This is a genomic window from Pseudomonas sp. NPDC090233, from assembly GCF_044772285.1.
Classification (GTDB): Bacteria; Pseudomonadota; Gammaproteobacteria; order Pseudomonadales; family Pseudomonadaceae; genus Aquipseudomonas.
Map to the genome: position 1 here is coordinate 261519 of NZ_JBIVYQ010000004.1, position 18536 is coordinate 280054.

The following is an 18536-nucleotide window of genomic DNA, read 5'->3' on the forward strand; positions in this document are numbered from 1 at the left end:
GTTGGCCGAATCCTAGCCGTGTGCGATTACAAATGTCAAAAAGTCGTGAAATGCAGGTCGATATAACCAAAATAACCGGCAGGTGAAGGGCATTTTCATGCCCCTCCCCGCCATCAGTGGGGATTTTGTCTTTTGTCAGATGTGTCGATCTGACGCACCGGATAATTTCCCGGACGCGACCCAATGCCAAATGACTATTTACAAAGTGTTACCTATGTAAAGACGAGTCTTTACAAATACCCAAGCAACAGCAAATAGCAAGCATTACCATTCGCACCTCTTTTTTCACCTGCCTTAGGTTCGGATGTCTCCATGCCTGCCCCCTGCCGACTTTCACCCCTTACGCTAGGCCTGTCGCTGCTATTCAGCGCCAGCCTGGCCAGTGCCGCCTCCACTACCCTGCCCGAGTTGTCGGTTACCGCCGACAGCGAGCGCGAAGAAGACAACCCACGGGTCAAGGAGGTCAGCACCGCAACGCGCACCTCCACCCCTGTGCGCTACGTGCCCCAGGCCATCGACACGGTGAAGACCCGCAATGTCCTGGACTACGGCAGCGACTCGCTGGGCAAGGCATTAGAAGGTATCCCCAACGTCAGCAGCGGCGCGGACACACGCTTCGACAGCGTGCGCATTCGCGGTTTCGAAGCCAGCAACGACTTCTACCTCGACGGTATCCGCGACGACAGCCAGTACATTCGCGACCTGCACAACATCGAGCGGGTCGAAGTGCTCAAGGGCCCGGCCGCCGTGCTGTATGGCCGTGGCAGCCAGGGCGGCATCGTCAACCGGGTGAGCAAGGCACCGGAAAGAGGCCGCCGCTCGTCCATCGAGGCCCAGGGTGGCAGCGAGGACCTGCGAAGCCTGTATGCCGACCTCAGCGCCGACCCCAGCGACACCGTCAGCCTGCGCCTGAACATGGGCAACCAGGACAACAACAGCTTCCGCGACGGCATTGATGGCAGCCGCCAGCTGTTCGCCCCGTCGATGAGCTGGCAGCTCACCCCCGACCTGAACTGGCTGGTGCAATACGAGTACAGCCGCTACAACCGCACCCCCGACCGCGGCATCCCCGGGGTCAATGGGCGCCCTGCCGATGTCAGCCGCAGCACCACCTATGGCGACACCCAGCGCGATTTCATCGACGATCGTGCACAATCGCTGCGTTCGCGCTTGAATTACCAGCTCAACGACACTTGGCAACTGCGCCACACCCTCGGCCTGTTCAAGCTCGACAGCGAGTTCGACAACACCTACCTGACCGGCTACAACGCCAGCAACAACACGGTCACCCGCCAACGTTGGCAACAGGACCTGAACACCCGCAACCTGTTCAACAACCTGGAAGCCGAAGGCGACTTCGCCACCTGGGGCCTGGAACACAAACTGCTGCTGGGCCTGGAGTTCGGCAACCAGCGCCGCGACCCGACGCTGTATACCGCCGCTGCCGTCTCGGCCGGTGGTCGCCCGGTCCCGAGCCTGGACCTGAACAACCCGAATCGCGACCTGCAGCACACCGGCCGCATGGTCGTATCGAGCGACAACCACACCGTGGTCGACAGCCGTGGCCTGTACCTGCAGGACCAGATCCGCCTCAACGATCAGTGGCAGATTCTCGCCGGCGTGCGCTTCGACCAGTTCGACGTGGAGACCACCAACAAGGTGCGCAACCTGTCTGAAAAGCAGGACAGCAACACCACCAGCCCGCGTCTGGGCGTGGTCTATACGCCGTGGCGCGACCACTCGTTCTATGCGTCGTGGAGCAAGACCTTCTCGCCCGTCGGTGGCGGCCTAATCGGCATCACCCCAGGCGCGCCGGGCAACACCAACGACACCAGCCCGGAACTGACCCGGCAGAAGGAAATCGGGGTCAAGAGCGACTGGTTCGACGAGCGCCTGACCACCACCTTCGCCATTTATGAACTTGAGTTGTACAACCGCCGCACGCGTGACCCGAACAACCCGGAAATCACCCTGCTGAGCGGGCTGCAGCGCTCACGCGGCATCGAGCTGACCGCCACCGGCAACATCGTCGGCAACTGGTACGTGCGTGGGGGTATTGGCTTGCAGGATGCAACCATCGTCAAGGACAACAACGGCCAGGAAGGCAACCGCATCAACGACGTGGCCAAGCGCAATGGCAGCCTGTTCGTGACCTGGAAGCCGGAGCTTGGCTGGTACGCCGAGACCGGGTTGACGCTGGTGGGTGAGCGCTATGCCGACAACCAGAACACCACGGTGATGCCGGGTTATGGGCGGTGGGATGCGTTGGCGGGGTTCCGTACCCATGACTGGGATGTGCGGGCGGCGCTGAGCAATATTACCGATAAGACGTATTACAGCTCGGCGACCAGTGCGGCGCAGATTCAGATTGGTGATCCGCGTAGCTTGGTGGTTACAGGGACTTACACCTTCTGATTTTTTTGCTGGCTGTACTGGCCTCTTCGCGGCTGAAGCCGCTCCCACAGATACTGCACAAATTTCAAGCATTGTGTAGTACCCGTGGGAGCGGCTTCAGCCGCGAAGAGGCCGGTACTATCAGTGCCAAACTCCCAGCAGCGCTTCCAGCTCCGCATCGCTGATCAGGCCTTGGGGATAGCGGCCGTCAAGCAGACGTCGTGGGTCGGTCGTCCTGACCCGTTTGCTTCCATGGTGCTTCAACCACTGCGTCAACGTTCTGAGCGATTGGTGATTCACTGCCGATGGGCGCAAAGCCGTCTCACTTGCTGCGTTCATGTCTACACGTACTCCTGGTGCCCGTGAGCGGCTAATCTACTTGGCGATTGTTACAGAACGGAAAAACCGACCTGTCCGAGTTAACTCGCTGAAATCAATACAAAACATATGCCATTTCGGGGTGCCGAATATCGCCGCAAAAAAAAGGCCCGTCATCTGACGGGCCTCGTTACATGGCGTTGATTCAGCGCTTGACCGGCGCCGGCTGCTGTTGGGTCAGGCAGTGGATATTGCCACCGCCGAGTAGCAACTCACGGCCGGGGATCATCACCACCTCATGGTCCGGGAAGACCTTGGCCAGGATCGCTCTAGCCTGGGCATCCGCCGGGTCGTTGAAGCTTGGCGCGATGATGCCGCCGTTGACGATCAGGAAGTTCACATAGGAACCGGCCAGGCGTACCGACGGGTCGCGCTCCTGGCTACCGGCCACGTGATCGACACCGGCGCACTCTTCTTCAGTGGCGAACAGCGGGCCCGGGATCGGCATCTTGTGCACCACGAACTCGCGGCCCTTGGCGTCGCGGGTGTTTTTCAGCACCTCGTAGGCGGCATGGCAGCGCTTGTAGTTGGGGTCGTTGGAATCATCGGTCCAGGCCAGTAACACTTCGCCTGGGCTGACGTAACAACAGAAGTTGTCGACGTGGCCATCGGTTTCGTCGTTATACAGGCCATCCGGCAGCCAGACGATGGTCTCGACAGCCAGGTGTTCGCGCAGGATCTCTTCGATCTGCTCGCGGTTCAGGTGCGGGTTGCGGTTGTGGTTGAGCAGGCACTCTTCGGTGGTGATCAGGGTGCCCTCGCCGTCCACGTGGATCGAGCCGCCTTCGAGCACGAAGCCCTCGGTGTGGTAACGCTGGCAGCGCTCCATTTCCATGACCTTGGCCGCCAGTTCCTCGTCGCGGTTCCACGGCGCGTACAGGCCGCCCTCGAAGCCACCCCAGGCGTTGAAGCCCCAGTCCACACCGCGCACTTCGCCCGCGTTGTTGATCACGAAGGTTGGGCCGGTGTCGCGCACCCAGGCGTCATCGTTGCTGATTTCCACCACACGGATGTTCGGCAGGTCGAGCTGGCGACGGGCGTTTTCGTACTGACCGGCGGAAACCGCCACAGTGACTGGCTCGAAACGGGCGATGGCTTTGGCCAAGGTCACGTGGGCCGCCTGGGCAGGCTTGCCACCCAGGCGCCAGTTGTCTGCACGCTCTGGCCAGACCATCCACACCTGGCTTTGCGGAGCCCATTCGGCGGGCATGTGGAAACCGTCGGCGCGGGGGGTGGAGTTCAGGGTTTTCATGGGTAACCTCTGCAAAGGCCTAGGCCGATGGTCAATGGAATGCTGGATTTATAACCGATAAATATCGGCTTTTAAAGCTCGATGCATACGAACGGTCAATAAAAATGCCGCACAAGCCGATAACAATCGACATGCACGGCATTCCTGATGCTTACAGGTCTTCGGACAGAATCCGATCCACACTGTTCACAAAGTAGTCCACGCTGGCTTTCGTGGTGCACATCGGCGGCTTGATCTTGAGGATGTTCAGGTAGTCGCCGGTCGGCTGCATGAAAATGCCCAGGTCGCGCAGGCGATTGCACAACGTCATGGTTTCTTCGGTAGCCGGCTCTAACGTTTCGCGGTCACGCACCAGCTCCAGCCCCAGATAGAAGCCCGACCCATGGGCGGCTCCGGCCAACGGATGTTTATCGACCAACGCCTGCAGGCGCGCCTTGAAGTAACGCCCGGTTTCACGGGCGTTCTGCCACAGCCCCTCGTCTTCCATCACATCCAGCACCGCCATGCCGATACGGCAACTGACCGGGCTGCCGCCTGCGGAAGAGAAGAAGTAACCCTGCGCTTCCAGCGCTTCGGCAATTTCGCGGCGGGTGATTACCGCGCCCAGTGGCTGGCCGTTGCCCATGCCCTTGGCCATGGTGATGATGTCGGGCACCACGCCCTGTTCCTCGAAGCCCCAGAAGTACTCACCCAGGCGGCCATAACCGACCTGCACTTCGTCGGCGATGCACACGCCGCCGCGGGCACGCACCTTGGCATAGGCTTCTTGCAGGTAGCTCGGCGGCAGCGAGATGCCGCCGGCATTGCCATACACCGGTTCACAGATCATGCCGGCCAACTGACGGCCACGGGCATCGAGGTCGGCCAGCTTGGCGTCGACGTCGCGCAGGTAGTCACCGGCACTGCCGGCGCCCCGGTAGCGGCCACGGAAGGTATTCGGCGCCTCGACCGGGTGCACCCAATCCGGCCGGGTTTCCAGGGCTTGCGGGTTGTCGGCGATCGAGGTGGAAATGGCATCGGTGGCCACCGACCAACCGTGGTAGGCCTCCAGCACGCTGAGCAGGTCGCGCCCGCCGCTGTAAGCCCAGGCCAGGCGGATCGCCAGGTCGTTGGCTTCGGTGCCGCTGTTGACCAGGAATACCCGGTCGAAACCGGCCGGTGCCAGGTCTAGCAAGCGCTCGGAGAATTCGGCGATGGCGGCGTAATGGAAGCGCGAGTTGGTGTTGAGCAGCGACCACTGGCGCGCCGACTCGGCCACCATGCGCGGATGGCCATGGCCGAGCACCGCGACGTTGTTGAGCATGTCGAGGTAGGCGCGGCCCTGCATGTCGAACAGGTAATTGCGCCAGCCGCGTTCGATGTGCGGCGGCTGCGCGTAGTAGTGCTTCTGCGAGCGGGCGAAGCTGGCGTCGCGGCGGGCTAGCAGGGCCTGCGGGTCGGCCAGCGGTTCTGCGTCGCAGTCGAAGCCCAGCAGCGCTGCCGGCGAAGGGCACAGCGCCAGCCAGGCGGCAGCGTGGGAAGGCGTGGCAAAGAATGGTGGTTGGAGAGCGTCGTCCAGGCATAGCTGAACACTGAGGAAGCCACAACTGCTGCCCAACGTCTGGCCCTTGGTCAAGGACTGGCCGTCTGCCGGTGCGTCTTCCAGGCCACTGAGCCACAACGTCCATTGGGCCGTGCGCAGGCTCCCGCGACCATCGCCCTGGCGCTGCCAGATACCTGTCTGAGGTGCTTGCAGCGTTGTGCCGTTAGGTACGTGCAACTCGACGCCCAAGGCGCAGGTGGCGGGTTCTTCGGGACGGTCGATGTGCGTTTGGGACAGGCGGTATTGCCCATGCAGGCTGCACGCCGGCGCCGGTTGCGCGGTCAGCAGGCGCTGATCGAACCCCGGTTGCTCCCAGTTTCCAGCTTCGCAGTGCGTGCTGAGCACGCCCATATCGACCCGGGCCACCTCCTGCCCGGCCAAGTCCGGGAGCAAGGGTGCAGCGTCAGCCAGATCGGGCGCGCACGGCTCAAGACCCGCTGCCTGCAGAATGGCGGCTTCCATCAGGGCGAAAGGCACGGCGGTAGCGGTGTCGAAGATCTCCCACTCATGGGCGATATTGTCGCGGGTGTACTGGTTGCCAGGGTCAACGGCCAGTTGTTGCTCGCTGCTCAGCACCAGCACGGCGGCACGGTTCAGTACCAGCGGCCAAAGGGCGCGCAGTTCGGCCTCGCTCAACGGGTTGACGGCCTGATAAGCGCGCACTGCCGGCAGGATGCGCAACGGATCTCCCTCGGCATGATGCAGCAATGCCGCACAGGTGACCGACAGGTCGGCGATACGCCAGGTACGCAGCAGGTCGCCGAAATCGATGACGCCTTGCAGTTGCCATTGGCGTTCGCCGTCTCTAGCCCACACGGCGTTGTCGTCGGTGATGTCCAGGTGCACGGCCTGGCTCGGCAGTTGCCCGACCAACGGTGCAAGCTTTTCAGCGGCCAGGCGGGTGGCCTGCTCGACGCGGGCGCGCTGGCCGGCATCCTGCAACACAGGTAGCAGATGCTCGATCAGGGCCTGGGCATGCTGCGGGTCCCATTGCAGGGTGCGCGCCAGGCCCGAGTGGTCGAAATCGACCAGGGCCTGATCGATGCGGGCGCAGAGCGCGCCCAGTTCGGCCATCAGCCGTGGCGGCATGTGCTTGAGGCGCGTCAGCGGCTGACCCTCTATATAACCCAGCAACCGTGCGCGCAGCGGTTGGCCGTCGATGTCCAGCGTCAGCAAATCCTTGCCGTCCCGGGCCGTACGTACCGCTGGAACCGGCAACCCCTGCTCACTCAGGTAAGCCAGGGCCGCATGCTGCGCCTCTAACTCCACCTGGGCATAACTGCCATGGCACACCTTGAGCACGAACCGCGCTTGCCCGGTGTCCAGGCGGAAGTTGAGGTCCTGCTGGCTGCCCAGCGCAGACAGGCTGCCAGCCAGGTCATAATGAGCCTGCAGCAAGGCATGCGCCTGGGCTTCGCTGAGCGACGGGCTGGGCAGGCTGGAACGCTGGATCAGGGTGCGCAGGGGCATGAAGATGAAACCTCTTTTACTTTTTTGCTTATCTCGCCACTGCAGTGGCCGATAAACAAGTGGCAAAGATGAAAAGATCAATGTGCGCCCGTGCGCGATCATGACGGCAATCTAGGATTGCATAAGGCCAAGGCAGGCTACATTCAACACAGCGGACAACCCTTGAGTACAGGTCAGACAATCACCATGAAGATCATCAAAACTGACATACCTGATGTACTGATCATCGAACCAAAGGTTTTCCGCGATGATCGCGGATTTTTCTTTGAAAGCTTCAATGAACGCGATTTTTCCGAGCAGATTGGATCTAAAGTGCGCTTTGTTCAGGACAACCATTCGCGGTCGCAGCGCGGCGTGCTGCGCGGGTTGCACTATCAGATCGACAATCCCCAGGGGAAACTGGTCCGCGTGACCAAGGGCGAAGTGCTGGACGTCGCCGTGGATATCCGCCGCAGCTCGGACACCTTCGGCCGCTGGGTAGCGACCCGGCTGAGTGACCAGGACCACCACCAGTTCTGGATCCCACCAGGGTTCGCTCATGGTTTCCTGGTCCTCAGCGAATCGGCAGACTTCCTCTACAAGACCACCGACTACTACAACCCGGCGGCCGAGCGCTGCATCCGCTGGGACGACCAGGACCTGGCCATCGACTGGGGCGTTGAAGCGCCGTTGCTGTCGCCCAAGGACCAGGCTGGCGCGCTGCTTAAAGACGCGGACCTGTTCCCATGAAAGTGCTGGTCTGTGGCTGCAACGGCCAGGTCGCCCAAGCGCTGAAGGCGCAACTCTCCGGCGTTGGTGAGCTGCACGTACTTGGCCGCGAGCAACTGGACCTGGCCCGGCCCGAGGCACTGCGCGAACCGCTGCGTCGGCTAGCGCCTGAGCTGATCATCAACGCCGCCGCCTACACCGCCGTGGACCAGGCCGAGAGCGAACCGGACCTAGCCTTTGCGATCAATGCGCAGGCACCCGGGGTGCTCGCCGAAGAGGCCCTGCGCCTTGGCGCGCCATTGATCCACTACTCCACCGATTACGTGTTCGACGGCGAGAAAGCTACCCCATATAACGAGCACGATGTACCCAACCCGTTGGGTGTCTATGGACGCAGCAAACTGGCCGGAGAGCAGGCCATTGCCGCAGTCGGGGGCGAGCACCTGATCCTGCGCACCAGCTGGGTCTACTCGCTGCACGGGCGCAACTTCCTGTTGACCATGCAACGCCTGCTGCAGGAGAAGCCGCAGCTGCGCGTGGTCGACGACCAGATCGGCGCTCCCACCTGGGCCACGGCCCTCGCCACCGCCACCCAAGCGCTTATCGCACGCTGGCAAGCCGGGGAGGCTGGCCCCTGGGGCACTTATCACCTGACCGCACAGGGCGAGACGTCGTGGTTCGGCTTTGCCCAGGCCATCGGCGAGCAACTCAAGGCCCGCGGCCTGCCTTGCGCCGAGGTACTGCCGATCCCTTCCAGCGAATACCCGACACCTGCCCGCCGGCCGCTCAACTCGCGCCTGGACTGCTCGCGCCTGGCCCGCGAATGGGACGTGCAGCCAGCACATTGGCAGCAAGCACTGATCGACTGCCTCAAGTAGCGCATAATTGCGCCAGACTCCACTGGCGCATTTTCGCAATGATTGCAAAACCCACGCACCCTCGCCGTCCCCGCTGGCGCAGCCTGGCCCTGCTGGCCCTGTGCCTGGCCCCCTTGCTGTGGCCGCTGCATCATCTCGCCGAACGCTATTACCAGGACGAACTGGCCTCGCAAAACCGCCAGACCCTCGACCTGTACGTGGCCAACCTGCTCGGCACCCTGCACCGCTACGAAACCCTGCCACAGATCCTCGGCGACCTACCGGCGCTGCGCGGCGTGCTGGACGACCCGTTCAAGCTCGAAGCGGTGACCAACGCCAACCGCCTGCTCAAGGACATCGTCCACCAGACCGGTGCCGAGGTGATGTACCTGATGGATATCAGCGGCAACACCCTGGCCGCCTCCAACTGGGACAAGCGCGACAGCTTCGTCGGCCGCAACTTCGCCTTCCGCCCGTATTTCAATGAAGCCATGGCCGGGCAACTTGGGCGCTTCTTCGGCCAGGGCACCACCTCGGCCAAGCGCGGCTACTTCTTTGCCGCCGCCGTGCGCGACCGCGAACGCATCGTCGGCGTGCTGGTGGTCAAGGTCGACCTCGACCACACCGAGACCCTTTGGGGCCGCACGCCCGAGCAACTGCTGCTGACCGACCACAATGGGGTGGTGATCCTCACCTCGCGGCCAGACTGGCGCTTCCGCGCCACCCGTGAGCTGACCGAAGCCGAGCGCCAGGCGATCATCGCCATCCAGCCCTACCCGACCCAGGCGCCGCAGCCGCTGGTGCTCAACCAGGACGCCTGGCTGGCCCAGACCCGCGACATCAAGGAGACCGGTTGGCAAGTCAGCATCCTCGCCCCGCGCATGCTGGTCGACCGCTCGGTGCAGACGGTCATGGCCATCGGCGGCGGTGCGCTGCTGGTGCTGATGCTGTTGGCGGGCCTAGTGATGCAGCGGCGCCGACACTACATCGACCGCATCGACTTCGAAGCCCGCGGCCGCCAGGAGCTGGAAAACCGTGTGGTGCAGCGCACCGCCGACCTCGAAGGCCTGAATACCCGGCTCAAGAGCGCGGTGCTGGAGCGCGAGAACGCCCAGCAAGAACTGGTGCGCGCCCAGGACGAGCTGGTGCAGGCCGGCAAGCTGTCGGTGCTCGGCACCATGTCGGCGAGCATCAGCCACGAACTCAATCAGCCCTTAGCGGCGATCCGCAGCTACGCGGAAAACGCCGAGGTCCTGCTCGACCACCAACGTACCGAGGATGCCCGCGGCAATCTCAAGCTGATCGGTGAGCTGACCGGGCGCATGGCTTCGATCATCGCGCACCTGCGCGCCTTCGCCCGCCGCGATCGCCACGCGCCGGAAAGCGTTGCCCTGCAGCCGGCGCTGGACGACGCCCTGGCCCTGCTGGCCAAGCGCCGCCGGGCCATGGCCGTGGAGCTGATCCGCGACCTGCCCGATGCCACCCTGTGGGTACAGGCCGGCGAAACCCGACTGCGCCAGGTGCTCGGCAACCTGCTGGCCAATGCCCTCGATGCATTGACCGAAAAGGCCAACCCACGCCGCCTGTGGCTGAGTGCCGAAAAGCGCGACGACTACGTCTACCTGTTCATCCGCGACAACGGCCCGGGCTTCAGCCGCCAGGCCCTGGAGCACGCCAAGGAGCCGTTCTTCACCACCAAGACCCGCACCCAGGGCCTCGGTCTGGGCCTGGCCATCTGCGAAAGCCTGATGCGTGCGCTGGGGGGCGAGCTGCTGCTGGCCAACCACCCGGAAGGCGGCGCCCTGCTTACCTTGCAACTGCGCGTCGCCACGCCTGGCGCCAACCTGCAACCTTCAGAGGACCCCTCGGCATGACCACCGAGCCTTACATCGACAGCCAGGCCCAGGTCCTGCTGGTGGACGATGACCCACACCTGCGCCAGGCCCTGAGCCAAACCCTCGACCTCGCCGGCCTCAAGGTAGTCGCCCTGGCCGACGCCCAGGGCTTGGCCGAGCACATCGAGCCCGACTGGCCCGGTGTGGTGGTCAGCGATATCCGCATGCCCGGCATCGACGGCCTGCAATTGCTTGAGCAGCTGCATGGCCTCGACAACGAACTGCCGGTGCTGCTGATCACCGGCCACGGCGATGTGCCGCTGGCAGTACAAGCCATGCGCGCGGGGGCCTACGATTTCCTGGAAAAACCCTTCGCCACCGATGCCCTGCTCGACAGCGTACGCCGCGCCCTGGCCTTGCGCCGGCTGGTGCTGGACAACCGCAGCCTGCGCCTGGCCCTGAGCGACCGCCAGCAACTGGCCACCCGCCTGGTCGGCCATTCGCCTGCCATGCAGCGCCTGCGCGAGCAGATCGGCGCCCTGGCCGGCACCCGCGCCGACGTGCTGATCCTCGGTGAGACCGGCGCCGGCAAGGAAGTGGTGGCCCGCGCCCTGCACGACCTGTCCAGCCGCCGCGACGGCCCATTCGTGGCCATCAATGCCGGGGCGCTGGCCGAGTCGGTGGTCGAAAGCGAACTGTTCGGCCATGAACCCGGTGCTTTCACCGGCGCGCAGAAGCGCCGCATCGGCAAGTTCGAGTTCGCCAACGGCGGCACGCTGTTCCTCGACGAAATCGAGAGCATGAGCCTGGACGTGCAGGTCAAGCTGCTGCGCCTGCTGCAGGAGCGAGTGGTTGAGCGCCTGGGCGGCAATCAGCTGATCCCGTTGGACATCCGCATCATCGCCGCGACCAAGGAAGACTTGCGCACCTCCGCCGACCAGGGCCGCTTCCGCGCCGACCTTTATTACCGCCTCAACGTGGCCCCGCTGCGCATCCCGCCGCTGCGCGAACGGGGTGATGACATCCTGGTGCTGTTCCAGCATTTCGCCGACACCGCCAGCGAACGCCACGGCCTGCCGGTGCACAGCCTGCAGCCAGCGCAACGGGCCATGCTGTTGCGCCACGGTTGGCCCGGCAACGTGCGTGAACTGCAGAACGCCGCCGAACGCTTCGCCCTGGGCCTGGAACTGGCCCTTGATAGTCAGGCACCTGCTGCGGCTGCCCCTTCGGCGCCGATATCGCTGGGTAATCTCAGTGAACAGGTCGAGCAATTCGAACGCTCGCTGATCGCCGCCGAACTGGCCCAGCCGCACAGTTCCATGCGCAGCCTGGCCGAGGCACTCGGCGTCCCGCGCAAGACACTGCACGACAAATTGCGCAAGCACGGCCTCAATTTCGACGGCGGCAACAGCGGACACGATGACAACGAGGACAACCGCCATGAACAGCGATAGCCAGTACCTGCAGTCGGTGCTGCACAGCGATATTCCCCTGACCCGCGAAATGGGCCTGGAAGTCATCGATTGGCAAGGCAAGAGTCTGCGCCTGCAATTGCCGCTGGCCGCCAACGTCAATCACAAGAGCACCATGTTCGGCGGCAGCCTGTACTGCGCTGCTGTGCTGGTGGGTTGGGGATGGCTGCACCTGCGGCTGCGCGAGATGGGGATCGATGACGGGCATATCGTCATTCAGGAGGGCCAGATCAGCTATCCGCTGCCGGTGACCGGCACGGCGGTGGCACGCTGTGCAGCGCCGGACGACAAAACCTGGGAACGTTTCGTGACGATGTACCAGCGCCGGGGCCGCGCGCGGCTGACGCTGGAAACTACCGTGAGTAACGTCGACAGCGACGAGCCCGCCGTCACGTTCAGCGGCCAGTACGTCCTGCACCGCTGACACGGCTTGCATCAATCCTCTGTAGGAGCGGCTTCAGCCGCGAACACCGGCGAAGCCGGTGCCATCCACCGCGTTGCCTGCTTCGCGGCTAAAGCCGCTCCCACAGGGGTATTGCGCAGGCTCTTAGATAAGCTTCAGGAACGCCTGACGCCAGGCGGCATTCTTGGGCAACGCCACGAAGAATGGGTTGAGCAGCGAATCGCGAGCCGGATAACGGAACGCCAGCCCATCCACCCCGATCACTTCACCACCCGCGCCTTCCAGCACACCCTGGGCGGCAGCGGTATCCCACTGCGAGGTCGGCGCCAGGCGCGGATAGCAGTCGGCGCTGCCTTCGGCCAGCAGGCAGAATTTCAGCGAACTGCCGATATTGGCCAGCTCCAGTTCGCCAACCGCAGCGCCCAGGCCAGCCAGCAACGCTTCCTGCTGCGGGCTGGAGTGGCGACGGCTGGCCACCACGGTGAAGCGGCCATCGGCAGGCGGAGCGCTGCGGACCTGGATCGGCTGGGCCTGGCCGCCCGCCTCTGCGCGCCAGGCGCCCAAGCCGCGGCCACCGAAGTAGCAGCGCCCGCTGGTCGGCATCGACACCACGCCAAACACCACGTCGCCATTCTCGATCAAGGCGATATTGACGGTGAACTCTTCGCTACCGGCGATGAATTCCTTGGTGCCGTCGAGCGGATCGACCAGCCACCAGCGCTGCCAGCCCTGGCGTTCGGCCAGCGGGATGTTGCAGTCTTCCTCGGACAACACCGGGATCTCAGGCGCCAGGGCCTGCAGGCCGTCGGCAATGACCCGGTGCGCGGCCAGGTCAGCGGCGGTCACCGGCGAATCGTCGGCCTTGTTGGTCACCGCCACATCGGCGCGCCAGAACGGCAGGATCGCCTCGCCCGCCTGGCCGGCCAGTTCCACCACTTCGTGCATCAATTGCAGGTCGTTCATAGGTCAAGCAGCCCTCGCTGAATCATCAGGTCACGTGCCAGGTACAGCGCCGCCAGCGCCCGTCCTTCGGTGAACTGCGGATGCATGGCCAAGGCCGAGAGCTCACGCAGGTTGACCTTGTCGACTCGCATCGGCTCGGGTTCATCGCCCTCAAGCCTCTCTTCGTACAAGTCGGTGGCCAGCACCACCTGAATCTTCTGGCTCATGTAGCCCGGCGACAGCGACAGCTCGGTCAGGTGTTCCAGTTGACGCGCGCCAAAGCCGGCCTCTTCCTTGAGTTCCCGGTCAGCCGCCGCCAGCACGTCTTCGCCCGGTTCGATCAGGCCCTTGGGCAGCGACAGCTCGTACTCGTCGGTACCGCCGCAATATTCCTCGACCAGCACCGCGTGCTCAGCATCAATCATGGCCACGATCATCACCGCGCCGTAACCGTTGCCACGGCCGACCAGGCGCTCGTAGGTACGCTCGGTGCCATTGCTGAAACGCAACTGCACCGCCTCGACGCGGAACAAGCGGCTGCTGGCGACGATTTCGCGTCTGAGAACGGTGGGTTTCTGGCGCATGGGGCGGCTCCTTGGCGTGAACGGGTTACTATACCGTGGCTTGCCGACTGAACGAGAGTTTCCCATGCCTGTTCTTCCCTGGTCCGCCATCGATACTGTCCTGCTGGACATGGACGGCACCCTGCTCGACCTGCACTACGACAACCGCTTCTGGCTGGAGCACCTGCCCCAGCGCTACGCCGAGCTGCATGGCGTGAGCCGGGCCATGGCGGAAATGGAGCTGCAACCGCTGTTCGAGCGCAATGCCGGTACCCTCAACTGGTACTGCCTGGACTTCTGGAGCCACGAGCTGAACCTGCCGATTCGCGAGCTCAAGCGCGAGATCGCCGACCTGATCGCCCTGCGGCCCGATGCCGATACCTTCCTTGCAGCGATCCGCCAGGCGGGCAAGCGCGTGGTGATGATCACCAATGCCCACCGTGATTCGCTGTCGCTGAAGCTGGAGCGAGTGGAGTTGGCGCCGTATTTTGAGCGGCTGATCAGTTCGCATGATTATGGCTACCCGAAGGAGAGCCCGCAGTTCTGGGATGCGTTGCAGGCGGATATCGGGTTTGTGCCGGAGCGGAGTCTGTTCATCGATGACACGCTGGCGATTCTTCGCAGTGCACAGCGGTATGGCGTGGGGCATTTGCTGGCGGTGCGCCAGCCGGACAGCCAGGCGGCGCCACGAGATACCCAGGAGTTCGCTGCCGTCGAGGATTACCGGGAATTACTGCAGGGCCTGTAATGGCCCTTTCGCGGGGCAAGCCCGCTCCCACAATGGTCCTGGCAACACCCATCATTGTGGGAGCGGGCTTGCCCCGCGAAAGGGCCGGGTCAGGCTAGAGAACTTATTCGGGAATACGCAAAACCTGCCCCGGATAGATCTTGTCCGGGTGGGTGAGCATCGGCTTGTTGGCCTCGAAGATTTTGTTGTACTGATTGGCGTTGCCATACACGACTACGGAAATGGCTGACAGCGTGTCACCCTTTTTCACGGTTACGAACCGTGCAGCCTTGACGACTGGCCCGGTCACGGTGATCTGATCATCAACGCTGGCCACACCATTGATGTTGCCCGCCGCCAGGATAATCTTCTCTTTCTCCTCCTGGCTGGCCACCTCGCCCTTGAGGATGATCTTGTCACCCTCTACCGTGGCGGTGATGTTGGGGTTGCCCAGGCCGACACTCTCCACGTGTTTCTTCAACTGCTCTTCAGCATTGGCATTGCCTGGGGTCAGCAGGTCGATCAACTTCTCGCCGGCTTCCTTCACGAAACTGAACAGGCTCATAGCGCGCTCCTTGTTGACTGAAAACCTCGGAGAAAGGAGTCTAGGCCAGGATTGCCCCGCCCGCCCCACTGCGACCAATCGACGCGGTCTATCAAGGCATAGACCTTAGCGATTAGACGTGGCCGGCGCACGGGCCTAGGCTGGGTGCTATCAAATAGCCGCCGGTAGTCAGCCGATGAACAAGCCTCCGGTCTGCGCGGCCGCCACACCTCTTGCCATGCCTGCCGCCAGCAACACCTACCACTACGTCCAGCTCGACGACACCGCACGAGCCAGCACGCCGCTGGCCGAGGAAGTTGCCCTGGCCATCGCCTACAACGGCCTCAACCAGGCTGTGATGCTGGTCAGCCCTACCGACCTGGAAGACTTTGCGGTCGGCTTCAGCGTTGGCAGCGGGATTGTCGAAGGCACTGCAGAAATCTATGACCTGAAACTGTCCGGCAGCGGCTCGGCGATGTACGCCGATCTTGAGATTTCCAGCCGTGCGTTCTGGAACCTCAAGAACCAGCGCCGCCAGTTGGCCGGCACCAGTGGCTGTGGCCTGTGTGGCGTCGAGGCCCTGGAGCAGGCGCTGCCGGATCTGGCTGAACTGCCTGGTGCGCCGTTACCTCCCGCGCAGTGGCTTGACGGCCTGCGTGAACGCATCGGTGTCTTCCAGCCTCTGGGCCAGCACTGCGGCGCCGTGCATGCGGCGCTGTTCATGAATGCCCAGGGCGAAATCCTGCTAGGCCGCGAAGACATCGGCCGGCATAACGCGCTGGATAAAGTCATCGGCGCTCTGCTGCGCCAGAACATTGCGACAGAAGGCGGCCTGGCCATCGTCACCAGCCGCTGCAGCCTGGAGCTGATCCAGAAAGTCCTGCGCGCCGGCATCCAGACCTTGGTCAGCCTCTCGGCGCCCACCGGCCTCGCCCTGCAGTGGGCGCGCAAGCACAACCTCAACCTCATTCATCTGCCTAAACACAGTGCACCGCGGGTCTACAGCCCTGCGGCGGAGTCGAACCAGCCGTGACCTCGTACCAGCCTCTTCCCGACAATGCCCCCGCCTCCACCCCTCGTTACAAGCCCTACCACGGCCCTGCCGGCGGTTGGGGTGCGCTGCGCAGCGTGGCCAAGGCCTGGGTCGGCAGCGACAACGCGCTGAAAAACCTGCGCGCCCTGCTCAAGACCAACCAGAACGGCGGCTTCGATTGCCCCGGTTGCGCCTGGGGCGACTCTCCCGAAAGCGGCATGGTCAAGTTCTGCGAAAACGGCGCCAAGGCAGTCAACTGGGAAGCCACCAAGCGCCGTGTGGATGCGGCCTTCTTCGCCCGTTACAGCGTCAGCGCACTGCTCCAGCAGAGCGACTATTGGCTCGAATACCAGGGCCGCCTGACCGAGCCGATGGTCTACGACCCGGCCAGCGATCGCTACCAGCCGATCGCCTGGGAAGAGGCCTTCACCCTGATCGCCCGAGAGCTGAACGCACTCGCCACGCCCGACCAGGCCGAGTTCTACACCTCGGGCCGCGCCAGCAACGAGGCGGCGTACCTGTACCAATTGTTTGTCCGCGCGTTCGGCACCAACAACTTTCCCGACTGCTCGAACATGTGCCACGAGGCCAGCGGTGTGGCGCTGGGCCAGAGCGTCGGGGTGGGCAAAGGCACGGTCACCTTCGACGACTTCGAGCATGCCGATGCGATTTTCGTCTGGGGCCAGAACCCCGGCACCAACCACCCGCGCATGCTCGACCCGCTGCGCGATGCGGTGAAGCGCGGCGCCCAGGTGGTGTGCGTCAACCCGCTCAAGGAGCGTGGTCTGGAGCGCTTCCAGCACCCACAAAACCCGCTGGAGATGCTCACCAACAGCGACCGCCCGACCAATACCGCGTTCTTCCGCCCGGCACTGGGCGGCGACATGGCGATGCTGCGCGGCATGGCCAAGTTCGTCCTGCAGTGGGAGCGCGAGGCTCAGGCCAAGGGCGAGCCGGCGATCTTCGACCACGTATTCATCGCCGAGCATGGTCACGGCGTCAATGAATACCTGGCGGCGGTGGACGCCACCTCGTGGCAGCACATCCAGGAGCAATCCGGCCTGGCGCTGGACGACATCGAACTGGCCGCGCGCATGTATTGCCGTGGCAAGCGGGTGATCATGTGCTGGGCGATGGGCATTACCCAACACCGCCATTCGGTTCCCACCATTCAGGAAATCGTCAACCTGCAGATGCTGCGCGGCAATATCGGCGTACCCGGCGCCGGCCTGTGCCCGGTGCGCGGCCACAGCAACGTGCAGGGCGACCGCACCATGGGCATCAACGAGCGCCCGCCGGTGGCGCTGCTCGATGCCATCGAAAAGCGCTTTGGCTTCCGCGTACCGCAACACAACGGCCACAACACCGTCGAGGCGATCCACGCCATGCTCGATGGCCGCGCCAAGGTGTTCATCGGCCTGGGCGGCAACTTCGCCCAGGCGACCCCGGATACCGAACGCACAGCAAAGGCCTTGCGCAACTGCGAACTGACCGTGCACATCAGCACCAAGCTCAACCGCAGCCACCTGATCCACGGCAAGCAGGCGCTGATTCTGCCCTGCCTGGGCCGCACCGACATCGACCTGCAGGCCGACGGCCCGCAGGCGGTCACGGTGGAAGACTCGTTCAGCATGGTCCACGCCTCCAACGGCCAGCTAAAGCCGCTGTCGAAGCAGATGCGTTCGGAGCCGGCAGTAGTCGCCGGCATCGCCGCCGCCACGCTGGGCAAACGCCCGGTGGACTGGCACTGGTTGGTCGCGGACTACAGCCGTATTCGTGACCTGATCGGCGACACCATCGCCGGCTTCGCTGGCTTCAACCAGCGCCTGAGCCACCCCGGCGGCTTCTATCTGGGCAACAGCGCCGGCAGCCGCCAATGGAAGACCACCAGCGGCCGCGCCAACTTCAAGGCCAACCTGCTGCCCGACACTCTGCTCGATGAGCGCGTGCGCGCCAGCGGCCAGGTGCCGGACCTGATCATGCAGTCGATGCGCTCGCACGATCAGTACAACACCACCATTTACGGCCTGGACGACCGCTACCGTGGCGTACGCGGCCAGCGGGACGTGCTGTTCGTCAATGAAGCCGACATCATCCGCCTGGGCTTCCAGCCGGGGCAGAAGGTAGACATCGTGTCGCTGTGGGGCGATGAGCATGTGCGCCGAGTGCAGGGTTTCACCCTACTGGCCTTCGATATCCCGGCTGGGCAGGCGGCGGCCTACTACCCCGAGGTGAATCCGCTGATTCCGCTGGAAAGCATCGGTGAGGGCAGCCATACGCCAACCTCCAAATTCGTCGCCATCAAGCTGGAACGGGCGCGCGACGACGGCCGGATCGTATAACGGGCAAAAACGAAAAAGCCCTGTTCCGCGAGGG

Annotated in this window: 14 protein-coding genes; 9 read left to right on the top strand and 5 right to left on the bottom strand. The window is 63.8% G+C overall.

Going from position 1 to position 18536, the window contains the following annotated elements; genetic code table 11:
- Positions 1 to 312 precede the first annotated feature (312 nt).
- Entirely contained in the window at positions 313 to 2415 is a 2103-nt protein-coding gene (locus ACIQUF_RS12540; RefSeq protein WP_403131740.1) for a TonB-dependent receptor, read from the top strand.
- 502 nt (positions 2416 to 2917) lie between these two features.
- Here the strand turns inward: ACIQUF_RS12540 and aguA are convergent.
- Positions 2918 to 4024, bottom strand: coding sequence for an agmatine deiminase (aguA, locus tag ACIQUF_RS12545; RefSeq protein WP_403131741.1), 1107 nt, complete (start codon positions 4022 to 4024; stop codon positions 2918 to 2920).
- 151 nt (positions 4025 to 4175) lie between these two features.
- A complete protein-coding gene (locus ACIQUF_RS12550) occupies positions 4176 to 7076 on the bottom strand; it encodes an aminotransferase (RefSeq protein WP_403131742.1) in 2901 nt (966 codons plus the stop codon).
- A gap of 186 nt (positions 7077 to 7262) precedes the next feature.
- On the opposite strand from ACIQUF_RS12550, the gene rfbC reads away from it, so the two are divergent.
- From rfbC to ACIQUF_RS12575, 5 genes are read left to right on the top strand one after another with little or no spacing between them, the layout of a single operon-like run.
- Complete coding sequence (gene rfbC, locus ACIQUF_RS12555; protein WP_403131743.1) at positions 7263 to 7805, top strand: dTDP-4-dehydrorhamnose 3,5-epimerase; 543 nt, start codon at positions 7263 to 7265, stop codon at positions 7803 to 7805.
- Positions 7802 to 8662 (top strand): dTDP-4-dehydrorhamnose reductase, encoded by an 861-nt coding sequence (gene rfbD / locus ACIQUF_RS12560; protein WP_403131744.1) that lies wholly within the window; start codon positions 7802 to 7804, stop codon positions 8660 to 8662. The genes rfbC and rfbD overlap by 4 nt, the downstream gene beginning before the upstream one ends.
- Before the next feature lie 38 nt (positions 8663 to 8700).
- Positions 8701 to 10515, top strand: coding sequence for an ATP-binding protein (locus ACIQUF_RS12565; protein ID WP_403131746.1), 1815 nt, complete (start codon positions 8701 to 8703; stop codon positions 10513 to 10515).
- On the top strand, positions 10512 to 11930 hold the full coding sequence (locus tag ACIQUF_RS12570) for a sigma-54-dependent transcriptional regulator (protein WP_403131748.1): 1419 nt from the start codon (positions 10512 to 10514) through the stop codon (positions 11928 to 11930). The genes ACIQUF_RS12565 and ACIQUF_RS12570 overlap by 4 nt, the downstream gene beginning before the upstream one ends.
- The gene (locus ACIQUF_RS12575) at positions 11917 to 12372 is read left to right on the top strand and encodes a YiiD C-terminal domain-containing protein (RefSeq protein ID WP_403131750.1); all 456 of its coding nucleotides are present in this window, start codon (positions 11917 to 11919) and stop codon (positions 12370 to 12372) included. Before ACIQUF_RS12570 ends, ACIQUF_RS12575 begins: the two co-directional genes overlap by 14 nt.
- 123 nt (positions 12373 to 12495) lie before the next feature.
- On the opposite strand, the gene cysQ is transcribed toward ACIQUF_RS12575, so the two are convergent.
- Positions 12496 to 13314 (bottom strand): 3'(2'),5'-bisphosphate nucleotidase CysQ, encoded by an 819-nt coding sequence (gene cysQ, locus ACIQUF_RS12580; protein WP_403131752.1) that lies wholly within the window; start codon positions 13312 to 13314, stop codon positions 12496 to 12498.
- Entirely contained in the window at positions 13311 to 13877 is a 567-nt protein-coding gene (gene nudE, locus ACIQUF_RS12585; RefSeq protein ID WP_403131753.1) for an ADP compounds hydrolase NudE, read from the bottom strand. Before nudE ends, cysQ begins: the two co-directional genes overlap by 4 nt.
- 64 nt (positions 13878 to 13941) lie before the next feature.
- On the opposite strand from nudE, the gene yrfG reads away from it, so the two are divergent.
- Positions 13942 to 14604: a GMP/IMP nucleotidase gene (gene yrfG / locus ACIQUF_RS12590; RefSeq protein ID WP_403131754.1), complete on the top strand. Its 663-nt coding sequence runs from the start codon at positions 13942 to 13944 to the stop codon at positions 14602 to 14604.
- A gap of 103 nt (positions 14605 to 14707) precedes the next feature.
- On the opposite strand, the gene lysM is transcribed toward yrfG, so the two are convergent.
- Positions 14708 to 15148: a peptidoglycan-binding protein LysM gene (gene lysM / locus ACIQUF_RS12595; RefSeq protein ID WP_403131756.1), complete on the bottom strand. Its 441-nt coding sequence runs from the start codon at positions 15146 to 15148 to the stop codon at positions 14708 to 14710.
- Positions 15149 to 15323: 175 nt separating this feature from the next.
- Between lysM and fdhD the strand changes: the two genes are divergently transcribed.
- Together fdhD and ACIQUF_RS12605 are read left to right on the top strand one after the other, a co-directional pair.
- Entirely contained in the window at positions 15324 to 16160 is an 837-nt protein-coding gene (gene fdhD, locus ACIQUF_RS12600; protein WP_403131757.1) for a formate dehydrogenase accessory sulfurtransferase FdhD, read from the top strand.
- Positions 16157 to 18502 (top strand): FdhF/YdeP family oxidoreductase, encoded by a 2346-nt coding sequence (locus ACIQUF_RS12605; protein WP_403131758.1) that lies wholly within the window; start codon positions 16157 to 16159, stop codon positions 18500 to 18502. The genes fdhD and ACIQUF_RS12605 overlap by 4 nt, the downstream gene beginning before the upstream one ends.
- The last annotated feature ends 34 nt before the right edge of the window (positions 18503 to 18536 follow it).